This window comes from Mycobacterium sp., assembly GCF_032162105.1.
Taxonomy (GTDB): domain Bacteria; phylum Actinomycetota; class Actinomycetes; order Mycobacteriales; family Mycobacteriaceae; genus Mycobacterium.
In genome coordinates this window covers 1-10,031 of the sequence record NZ_JAVRPS010000562.1, presented here as the reverse complement: position 1 = coordinate 10,031, position 10,031 = coordinate 1, and the positions used below count along the sequence as shown (strand labels likewise).

Sequence of the window (10,031 nt, the reverse complement as noted above, 5' to 3'; positions counted from 1 at the left end):
CCGTGGGACTCGGCGCCATCGTCACCAGCTCGATCGTCGTGTTCAACGTCATCAAGTGGGTCGGGGTGGCGTACCTGCTCTATCTCGCCGTGCGTCAATGGCGGACGGCGACCCGCGACCTTCGCGAGCAGCTTGGCACGCCCGCCGAGGGTGGCCGGGCCGCGCTCGTCGCCCGCGGTTTCCTAGTCAACGCCACCAACCCGAAAGCGCTGGTGTTCTTCCTTGCGGTGCTGCCGCAGTTCGTGACGCCCACCGCACCGCTGCTTCCGCAGTACCTCGCGATCGGCGCGACGATGGTGGTCGTCGACTTGGTGGTGATGGGGTTGTACTCCGGGTTGGCGGTGCGGCTGTTGCGCTGGATGCACACGCCGCGGCGGCAGACGGTGGTCAACCGCGTCTTCTCCGGGCTGTTCGCGACGGCGGCCGTGGTGCTGTCGTTGGTGCGTCGCGCCGCAACCGCTTAGGTCCGCGTCGGCAATATCACCGCCGAGGGGCGCGTGGCGTCGTGGTACACCGTCTGGTCGGCGGTTCGAAGGACGGTCGCCGTGGCATGCGGTTCGCCGGTGCCTGGGTTGCGCGCGTAGCGCGGAAACGCGCCGCTGGAGACCTGCACCCTGATGCGGTGACCGCGCTTGAAGCGGTGCGCCGTCGACCACAACCGCACAGTGGCGCAGGCGATTTCGTCCGCGCCGGACAGGCTGACGAGGCCGTCGCAGACGTTGTACGAGCGACCGCCGGGTTGGACGTCGCAGAGGCGGACGAACACGTCGGCGTTGGGGCGGCTCGAGCGGAACCAGATCTCGGCGCTGACGTCGCCGATGACCTCGACGTCGCTGCCCAGTACGGCGCTGGTGTAGGTCAACACGTCCGACCGCGCCTCCAACTTGGTGTTGTCGACGCGACCACCGCCGCGGGCGCGCATCACTACACCGCCGACTCCCGGTGTGGGGTCGGCGGGGTCGTAGCGGTATTGGTCGGCCTCGGATTCGCCGGGCAGCTCAGTGGACAGCGCGGCGTCGGGTTGCAGGTAGTAGTGCTGCGGTGAATAGCCTTGCGGCGGCCAGGTTTCGAAATCGCGCCACGATTCCTCGCCCATCACGTACAGGCGCACCGGTGCGCGAGATGGCGGCTGCTCACCACGCCCATGGGCGAGCGCGAACTCGATGGACTCCCGTATCGGCACCGGGTCCACGGCCACGTGCGTCCACGGCCCGATGGTCAGGCGTGCCGTGCGCCCCGCGTCCTGCATGGTCCGAAAGTCGCGCAGTTGGCCAGGCAGGAAGATGTCGTACCAGCCCCCGATCGAGCTGACCGGCACCGAGACCTCCGCCACCCGGTGGCTGTGGTCGAAGCCGGCCCATCGTGGCGAATCCGCGTCGTGGGCGAGGATGTCCTGGACGTAGTCGATGCGGTGCCCGGTTGCCGCCACGTCGGCCTGCCCCAACGGAAGCGTGGACATCGCCCGGGCCGTCCTGCGACCGGAAACGAGTTGACGCAGAAGCCCACCGCGACGTTCCTGGCCGGCCGTCTGGACGCCCCACGAAAACGGCGTCTCCAGGGACAGGCCGTCGTTGCGCAGAAACTCAAGCGTCAATGCGGACTCGGTCATTTGTGGAACCATCGCCTTGACCTGCGGCGGCAGACGGTCGGCGATCGCCCACTGCACGTACCCGAGGTAGCTTGGGCCCATCAGCACGATCGATCCGCCGAACCACGGCTGCTCGACCATCCAGTCCAACGTCGCCAAGCCGTCCTCGCGCTCCTGCCGCATCGCGTCGAAGACGCCGCCGGACCCGAACGTGCCGCGGGTGCTCTGAATCAGTACCTGGAATCCGCGCTCGGCCATCAGCCGGCCCACCATCAGGCCCAACATTCCCCGACGGCCGTACGGCGATCGATACAACGCGGTGGGCAGCGTGGTGGACGTCGCGTCCCCGGCGCGCGGCGCCCACCTGTCCGCCAGCAGTACGGTCCCGTCCGGCATCGGTACCCGAAGATCGCGCTGGACGACGACATCGCGGGTGATCGGCGGCGGTGCCTTGAGCACGCGTTCGATGAGGTGGCTGATCGGGTTCACCGCACCACGTTATGTCGAAGCGCGGCTGAACACCGTCTTGCTCGTCATGGTCGGCCAGACCGAGTCGGCCTCGTCCCATGGCACCACCCGCTCCACCGCTGGCCCGAGATCGCAGCCGGCAGTGATTGATTCGAGGATGTCGGGGATGACGGCGCGGGCGTTCACCCGTCCGGTGACGAATCGCACTCCCCTGGTGTACATCGGCAGCAGTGGCATCTCGACCGATTGGACGAAGAGGCCGGTGTCGGTGCACACGCCGTCCGGCCAGGTGGCACGCAAGGTGGCCCGCAGCAACTCGGGGTCGGCCGTCGTGTGCACGGTGACCGGGTAGGGATCCCACGACCTGTCGGGTTTCGGGCGGTTGTGGACGGTCGCACCCAGCTTCTCCGCTGCGGCCAGGCGTTGCGGGTCGGTGTCGACGTAGTCGACGTGCGCGCCCATCGCCGACGCGAATGCGGCGGCGTAGAGGCCGATCGAGCGCCGCCCGACGACGAGAACCCGCCGCTCGTCGGGATCGAGGCCTGCCAGTTCCGACCGGTAGGGCCCGACCGTGCGCCAACCGTCCGGGATGTTTGTCGGAGAGCGAAGCGACCGACACCGGGTCGACACCGTCCTGCAGCGGGATCAGCATCGCGTCGGCGTAGGGCACGGACACCAGATCGGCCAGGAAGCCGCCGCCGTCGAGCCCGGCGATCGGGGCCATGCCGTACATCGCCATCAAGGGCAGCGACGTGCAGGAACCGGTCACGCCACGCCGGCAGGCCGAGCAGGTTCCGCAGTTGATCTGGAAGGGCACGATGACCCGGTCGCCGACTTTTACCGACGTGACGTCGTCACCGACCGCGACCACCTCGGCCACGCCCTCGTGCCCGACGGCATGGCCAGGCGCCATGGGCAGCAGTCCCTCCGAGACCGCGACGTCGAGATCGCAGCACGCCACCACCAGTGGCCGGACCAACGCCTGCGCCGGCGTCGAGACCTCCAAGTCGGGCACCTCGCGCCACGCGTACCGGCCAGGAGCGTCGAACATCAATTGCCGCATCGTCGCAAACCTTCTTTAGAGACCGTTCAAGTATTCCTGAGTGATCTTTCAAGTATTTTGACGTGCTCGTCGGCATGAATGCCGAGGGTTCCCGTGGCGGCTCATGTCGTCGCTGTTGGGATGCTTCCTGCTTCAACACCCAGTGCCGTAACGAGTTGCGGTCTTACACGGGTTCCACAGACGTTTAGTCTCTCTGCCCGCCCGGCAGCGAGAATGACTTTGGCAGCGTTGTAGTCGCGATCATGTTCAGCGCGGCAAGCCGGGCACTTCCACTGCCGAATCTGCAGTGGCAGTTCGTTGAGACGGTGCCCGCAGTCCGAGCAGGTCTTGCTCGACGCCAACCAGCGCGACACCGCGTGCACGGTGCGCCCGTAGCGGTCGGCCTTTTCGCCGACGATCCGCACGAACTGCCCCCACCCGGCATCGCTGATCGAGCGTGCCAGCCGACGATTGCGGACCATCCCCGCGATGTTGAGGTCTTCGACGTGGATCACTTGGTTCTCGCGCACCAACGCCAAAGCCTGCTTGTGGTGGTAGTCCCGCCGTGCTCGCGCAACCGCGTTGTGCGCGCTGGCGATCTCTCGCCGCGTCTTGTCTCTGTTGGCCGATCCCTTCTGCCGGCGAGATTTCTCCCGCTCCAACCGCCGCAACTTTCGTAACTTACGGCCCAAGAACTTCGGGTTGGCGACGTCAACACGCTGCCCGTCGCTGGTGGCGATGGTCGCAAGCCGAGCAATGCCCAGGTCCACCCCAGCCTCACGCGCCACCTCAGGCAACGGCGCCGGTTCGACATCGACTACGAAGCTGGCGTAAAAATGCCCGTCAGGTTCACGAATGATCGTGACCGAGGATGGGTCCGAAGGCAGATCGCGCGACCAGCGCACCCGCACCTCACCGACCTTGGCTACAAACAACCGCCCAGTGTCGCGGAGGGTGAAACCGTTGCGGGTTAGCCGAAATGATTGCCGGTGATCCTTGCGGGACTTCATACGCGGCCGACCGACGCGACGCCCACGACGCTTACCGGTGGCCGAGTCGAAGAAGTTGCGCCACGCTCGCCGGGAATCATTGACCGATTGCACTAATGCCACACTAGGCACCTCGACCAACCAGGCGCGCGCCTCGGTGGTCTTGGCCGCGGTGATCACCCGACGTTGAATCTCACTGTCGGACAGCTTCTCCCCAACTCGATACATCTCATCGCGGACGCGCAAAGCGTCGTTAAACACCACCCGGCAGCATCCGAACACCCGCGCCAGCATCTGCTGCTGGGCCGGCGTCGGTTCGATGCGATACCGGTAACGCATCTGCATGACCACCGACTGTAAGGACGACCTGTGACAAACCCTGAGCTTCGCCGCTCCCGCCACAGCGGGTCGCTGCTGCATGCCCACCTGGTGTTCGTGACCACCTACGGCGTTAGCGGCGATATCGCGCGACTCCTGTGCACGGTCCTCGCGTCCGAACGTCCGACCGCCGAGATCGTCGCGGCGTGGATCGACATTCTGGCCGCCGGTCTGGACGGTGATCAGCGCGACGGCTGCCCGATCGAACCCATCGCCACCGAATCCGTGCACGCCAGCGTGCAGGTGCGCGATGCCTCGGCCCGTGCGTTCGCCGGTTGGTACACGGCCGTCGCCGACCGGTTGATCGGGGATGGGTGGCCCGACGACCAGGCCGCGCAGCCCGCACAGGCCGTGATCGCGCTCATCGAAGGGGCGCTGATCCTGTCGCGCATCGCGAGCGATCGGTCAGCGCTCGACGCCGCCAAGGTCGCGGCGCGCACTCTGCTCGACCGGCGAGACTGAGCGCCGAGCTACCTTGCGCCACGCTATTTGCAGGATTCGGCAATCTTGACATTGGCGGCGTCGGCGTCCCGCAGACGTGCCGCTTGGGCGGGGTCGCTGTTTTGCGCACCCGCGATGGCGCCGGCCCCGATGTCCATCAGCTTGTTGCCGAATTGGCGGACGGCATCGGCCAGTTCGGCCGGGGTCGCCGGGTCCAACCGGGCCAGCAGGTACTGCCCGCCGTCCGACAGCGACACTCTGGCGTTGGCGGCCACCGCGAGGGACCCGGTGACATCGGCCTCCCCGCCCGGCACGGGCAGGTTGGTGTTGAGCGAAACACCCCTGCGTACCAGGTCGGCCGCCGCGCAGATCGCCGTCTTGGCGTCGGCTTGCTGAGCAGTCGTATAGGTCGGCGCTGACGGCGTCGCGGCGGGTCGGAACGCCGCCCATGCGGCCAGACCGAGCGCGGCAAGAGCAAGGATCACGGCCACGACGGACACGATGCCGCCCCGCCCCGAATCACCGGTATGACGGCTTGAAGACGTATCGGACGTAGGCATGGGCTGATCCTAGCGGCCTCGCCCGCTCTGGCGGCCAAGAGAAACTCGTTTGCTCGACTCAGCGAGAACGGCTGCTCAGTACCGAAGATTGGTGCAACGCACTAGACGTCCAGACCGACGTCGAGCACCCGCACCGAGTGGGTGAGCGCGCCGACGGCCAGGAAGTCGACACCGGTGCCTGCGTATTCGGCGGCCGTGTCCAGTGACAGACCACCAGAGGACTCCAGCAAGGTGCCGGACGCCCGAGAGTCGCGGCGCTGCACCGCGATCTGCGTCTGCCACACCGGAAAGTTGTCCAGCAGAACGAGTTCGACGTTCTCGGCCAGCACCGCGTCGAGTTGTTCCAGCGAATCGACCTCGACCTCGCAGGGTAGCTCCGGCGCGGCGGCGCGCACCGCGCGCAACGCCTCGAGCACACCGCCCGCTGCGGCGACGTGGTTGTCCTTGATCAACGCGGCGTCACCAAGACCCATCCGGTGGTTCACACCACCACCCACCCGTACCGCGTACTTCTGCAACGCCCGCAGACCGGGCAGCGTCTTGCGGGTGTCCCGGATCTTGGCGTGGGTGCCCTCCACCGCGGCTACCCACGCGGCGGTGGCCGTCGCGATGCCACTGAGATGACACACCAGGTTGAGCATCGTCCGCTCGGCCGTCAACAGCCCGCGCGTATCGGCTTCGACCGTCAACAACGCGTCACCGGGATCGAGGCGCGCACCGTCCTCGACTCGTCCCGTCACGCGGTATCCGTCGGCGCCGAGTACCTCGTCGAGCACCAGCAGAGCCACGTCCACCCCGGCCGCCACACCCGGCTCGCGCGTGACCATCGCCGCCGTCGTGGTCGCGTCGGCGGGCACGGTGGCCAGGGTGGTCACGTCCGGCCCGAAGCGCAGATCCTCGTCGAGCGCGCGTGCGATCGTCGCCCTGGCCTCGGCCAGGGCCTCGTCGGAAAGAGCCATCAGCCGCACACGACCGCCGGCCGGGCGACGATGCTGACCGCCATCGCGGGATCGGTGTCCGGGTAGTCGGACCGGTGGTGGCAACCGCGGGACTCGGTCCGCTCCAGCGCGGCGGCGACCACGACCCCCGCCGTCGCCGTCAACGCCGCGTCCTCCAGCGTCGTGCGGTTGCGCTGCGCCAGCACGGGCGCGGCGGCCAGCAGATCGGCGAGGCACCGGAGCCCTTCGGCATCGCGCACCACCGACGCGTGGCTGCTCATCGCACGTTGCAAGTCGTTGCGGGCCAACGCGACCCGATCGACGGGGTCGGGTTCGGCCGCTCGGGACGGACCCGCATCCACGGCGTGCCGGGCGGCGGCCACACCCGCGCGGCGGCCCACCACCAGGCCTTCGAGCAGGCTGTTGGACGCCAGACGGTTGGCACCGTGCATGCCGGTGCGCGCCACCTCCCCCGCCGCGAACAGTCCGGACAACTCGGTACGGCCATGCATGTCTGTGACGACGCCACCGCAGCTGTAATGGGCGCCGGGAACCACCGGAATCAGTTGGCGGGTCGGATCGATGCCCGCGGCCAGGCACGCCGCGGTCACGGTGGGAAAGCGCAGGGTGAAGTCGGCGATGTCCCGCGCGTCGAGATAGACGCACGGGTCCCCGGTGCTCGACAGTCGCGCGTCGATGGCCGCGGCCACCACGTCGCGCGGGGCGAGGTCACCCATCGGGTGAACGCCCGCGGTGACCGAATCACCCCGCGCGTCGAGCAGGACCGCTCCCTCGCCGCGGATCGCCTCGGTAATCAGCGGACGCCTGCCGCCGGCCTTGCCGTCGAAGAGCATCGTCGGGTGGAACTGAATGAACTCGATGTCGCTGACCGCGACGCCGGCCCACAGCGCCAGCGCGATGCCGTCACCGGTCGAGCCCTCCGGGTTGGTGGTCGCGGAGTACAGGTGACCGAGGCCGCCGGTCGCCAGGATCACCGAAGGGGCGTGCACGATGCCGAGTCCGTCGTCGTTGCGCACCAGCACCCCGGTCACCGCGCCGTCACGGTGCAGCACCTGCAGCGCAACGTGATTGCGCCGGATGTCCAACATCGCCCCGGCGCGGTCCAGCGCCCGCTGCACCTCCGCCCCGGTGGCGTCGCCGCCGGCATGGATGATCCGGCGGCGGGAATGGCCACCCTCGCGGGTCAGCGACCACTGGCCGGGTGCCGAATCGTCGAAACGCGCTCCGTCACTGACCAGTTCGGCGACCGCGGTATAACCGTCGGCGACGATCGAACCGACCGCCTCGGGATCGCACAGCCCCCCGCCCGCGGCAATCGTGTCTGCGACGTGCGCCTCGATGGTGTCCTCGGTGCGGGGCAGGACGACGGCAATGCCGCCCTGCGCGTAGAACGTAGCCGTCTCGGCAGCCTTGCTCAGCACCGTCACCCTGCGACCCCGGCGGTGCGCGGCGAGCGCGGCGACCAGACCCGCCACTCCGGTGCCGATCACGACGACGTCGGCGCGCTGCTGCCAGTGGGTGTGCTGACCGCAAGCCGCTGCGGAAGTCATTCCCCGCCGCCGGGCCGGCCGATCTCGATCATCCGCTGCACGCTCAGACGAGCCGCCGCTGCAACATCCAAGTCGACGTGCACTTCGTCCGCGCCTTCGACGAGGCAGCGCAGCAGTGCCGCGGGAGTGATCATCTTCATGTACTTGCAGGACGCCCGGTCATTGACGGCGCGGAAGTCGACTTCCGGTGCGGCGCGGCGCAACTGATGCAGCATGCCGACCTCGGTGGCAACCAGAACCTGCCGGGCCTTGGTTTCGCGGGCGGCGTCGAGCATGCCGCCGGTGGACAGGATCTTCACCCGGTCGTCGGGGAAGGCGCCTTCGCCTGCGAGATACAGAGCCGATGTGGCGCAGCCGCATTCGGGGTGCACGAAGAGTTCGGCGTCCGGGTGCGCGCGGGCCTGGTCGGCCAGCTCGTCTCCATTGATCCCGGCGTGCACGTGGCATTCGCCCGCCCACACCTGCACGTTCTTGCGACCCGTGATCCTGCGGACGTGTGCACCGAGGAACTGGTCGGGGCAGAACAGCACCTCGCGGTCCTCGGGAATGGACGCCACGACCTCGACCGCGTTGGACGACGTGCAGCAGATGTCGGTGAGCGCCTTGACCGCTGCCGTGGTGTTGACGTACGACACGACGACGGCGTCGGGGAACTCGTCCTTCCACGCCCGCAGGTCGTCGGCGGTGATCGAGTCGGCCAGCGAGCAGCCTGCCCGCTGGTCGGGGATCAGCACCGTCTTCTCCGGGCTCAGGATCTTGGCGGTCTCGGCCATGAAGTGCACGCCGCAGAACACGATGGTGTCCTCGGGTGCCTCCGCGGCGATCCGCGACAGCGCGAGCGAGTCACCGACGTGATCGGCGATGTCCTGGATGGCAGGCAGTTGGTAGTTGTGCGCGAGCAGCGTCGCATTGCGCTGTTTGGCCAGTTTGCGAACCTCGGCGGCCCACTCCTCGTCGGCGATGACGCCGCCGTATCCGCCGGGGCCGTTCGTGATCTGAGCGGCCCAGCCGCCAGGTGACTCGGTGCGGTCCAACACCGTCATATCCGTCTCCTTTTGATCGGGACAGGTTTTCGACTTATGATCGAAAACATGCCCAATACTAGCACTGCGCACGAAGTGCTCGCCGTCGTCTTCCAGGTTCGACACCTGGCGACGCGAAACCCGCAGCTCAGCGTGCTGCTGTGGGAACGTGCCATGGATCCGCAGCGAGGCACGTGGTCGCTGCCCGGCGGCCAGCTGCGTCACGACGAGGACATGGTGAGTTCAGTCCGGCGTCAACTCGCCGAGAAGGTGGACCTGCGCGAGTTGACACATCTGGAGCAGCTCGCGGTGTTCAGCGATCCGGACCGAGTCCCCGATTCCGTCTACAACACCCGCACCATCGCATCGACCTTCCTCGGCCTGGTGCCCTCCCCCGCCACCCCGGCGCTGCCATCGGACACCCGCTGGCATCCGGTCAGCGCGCTGCCGCCCATGGCGTTCGACCACAAGACGATGATCACCAATGCCCACACCCGACTGGTGGCCAAGCTGTCCTACACCAACATCGGATTCGCGCTGGCGCCAAGAGAATTCGTGCTGTCCACGCTGCGCGATGTCTACGGGGCCGCGCTCGGCTATCAGGTCGACGCCACCAACCTGCAACGCGTGCTGGTCAGGCGCGGCGTGATCACCCCGACCGGAACGACGGCCAAGTCGGGTCGCGCCGGCGGCCGGCCGGCCGCGCAGTACCGCTTCACCGAGTCCCAATACCGGGTCACCGACGAGTTCGCCGCGCTCCGCCCGCCCGGGTGAGTCGACTGGATTCTTAATGCCTCCTTAAGGAATACTGCCCGGATGAACTTGGGCAGTGTGGCTCCGGCAAGTGGCGCCGAATGGATCGGGCAGCCGCAGCACGAAGACCTTCAGCCGGGAGCCCGTCCACAGCTGCCGTCCGATGACCCGTTCTATGATCCACCTGCAGGTTTCCGGCACGCCAACCCGGGCACGGTGTTGCGCAGCCGCGATGTCGCGCTGGCCTTTCTCGGGTTGATCCCGCAGCGCATCAAGGCCAC

General features: G+C 67.8%; 10 protein-coding genes and 2 pseudogenes. 4 read left to right on the top strand and 8 right to left on the bottom strand.

Annotated features, from left to right (window positions below; genetic code table 11):
- Positions 1-464 (top strand): LysE family translocator (locus tag QOC69_RS28750; RefSeq protein WP_526445928.1); only part of this gene is annotated, 464 nt, incomplete at its 5' end.
- On the opposite strand, the gene QOC69_RS28745 is transcribed toward QOC69_RS28750, so the two are convergent.
- The 4 genes and pseudogenes from QOC69_RS28745 to QOC69_RS28730 form a co-directional block, all read right to left on the bottom strand.
- Positions 461-2,077: a CocE/NonD family hydrolase gene (locus QOC69_RS28745; RefSeq protein WP_526445927.1), complete on the bottom strand. Its 1,617-nt coding sequence runs from the start codon at positions 2,075-2,077 to the stop codon at positions 461-463. The genes QOC69_RS28750 and QOC69_RS28745 overlap by 4 nt on opposite strands.
- 9 nt (positions 2,078-2,086) lie before the next feature.
- Positions 2,087-2,686 (bottom strand): zinc-binding dehydrogenase, encoded by a 600-nt coding sequence (locus QOC69_RS28740; RefSeq protein WP_526445926.1) that lies wholly within the window; start codon positions 2,684-2,686, stop codon positions 2,087-2,089.
- Between the two features lie 70 nt (positions 2,687-2,756).
- Positions 2,757-3,107, bottom strand: a pseudogene (locus tag QOC69_RS28735) (alcohol dehydrogenase catalytic domain-containing protein); the annotation flags it as partial.
- A 113-nt stretch (positions 3,108-3,220) separates the two neighbouring features.
- The gene (locus tag QOC69_RS28730; protein WP_526445925.1) at positions 3,221-4,432 is read right to left on the bottom strand and encodes a transposase; all 1,212 of its coding nucleotides are present in this window, start codon (positions 4,430-4,432) and stop codon (positions 3,221-3,223) included.
- Between the two features lie 24 nt (positions 4,433-4,456).
- On the opposite strand from QOC69_RS28730, the gene QOC69_RS28725 reads away from it, so the two are divergent.
- Positions 4,457-4,927: an LmrA/YxaF family transcription factor gene (locus QOC69_RS28725; protein ID WP_526445924.1), complete on the top strand. Its 471-nt coding sequence runs from the start codon at positions 4,457-4,459 to the stop codon at positions 4,925-4,927.
- 23 nt (positions 4,928-4,950) lie between these two features.
- Here the strand turns inward: QOC69_RS28725 and QOC69_RS28720 are convergent, their stop codons facing one another.
- The 4 genes from QOC69_RS28720 to nadA form a co-directional block, all read right to left on the bottom strand.
- A complete protein-coding gene (locus QOC69_RS28720) occupies positions 4,951-5,466 on the bottom strand; it encodes a hypothetical protein (protein WP_526445923.1) in 516 nt (171 codons plus the stop codon).
- Between the two features lie 101 nt (positions 5,467-5,567).
- Positions 5,568-6,425, bottom strand: a complete 858-nt coding sequence (gene nadC / locus QOC69_RS28715) for a carboxylating nicotinate-nucleotide diphosphorylase (RefSeq protein ID WP_526445922.1) — start codon at positions 6,423-6,425, stop codon at positions 5,568-5,570.
- Positions 6,425-7,975, bottom strand: coding sequence for an L-aspartate oxidase (locus QOC69_RS28710; RefSeq protein ID WP_526445921.1), 1,551 nt, complete (start codon positions 7,973-7,975; stop codon positions 6,425-6,427). Before QOC69_RS28710 ends, nadC begins: the two co-directional genes overlap by 1 nt.
- Positions 7,972-9,018: a quinolinate synthase NadA gene (gene nadA, locus QOC69_RS28705; protein ID WP_526445920.1), complete on the bottom strand. Its 1,047-nt coding sequence runs from the start codon at positions 9,016-9,018 to the stop codon at positions 7,972-7,974. Before nadA ends, QOC69_RS28710 begins: the two co-directional genes overlap by 4 nt.
- Positions 9,019-9,066: 48 nt before the next feature.
- On the opposite strand from nadA, the gene QOC69_RS28700 reads away from it, so the two are divergent.
- The gene (locus QOC69_RS28700; RefSeq protein WP_526445919.1) at positions 9,067-9,771 is read left to right on the top strand and encodes an NrtR DNA-binding winged helix domain-containing protein; all 705 of its coding nucleotides are present in this window, start codon (positions 9,067-9,069) and stop codon (positions 9,769-9,771) included.
- A gap of 42 nt (positions 9,772-9,813) precedes the next feature.
- A pseudogene (locus QOC69_RS28695) lies at positions 9,814-10,031 on the top strand (lipase family protein); the annotation flags it as partial.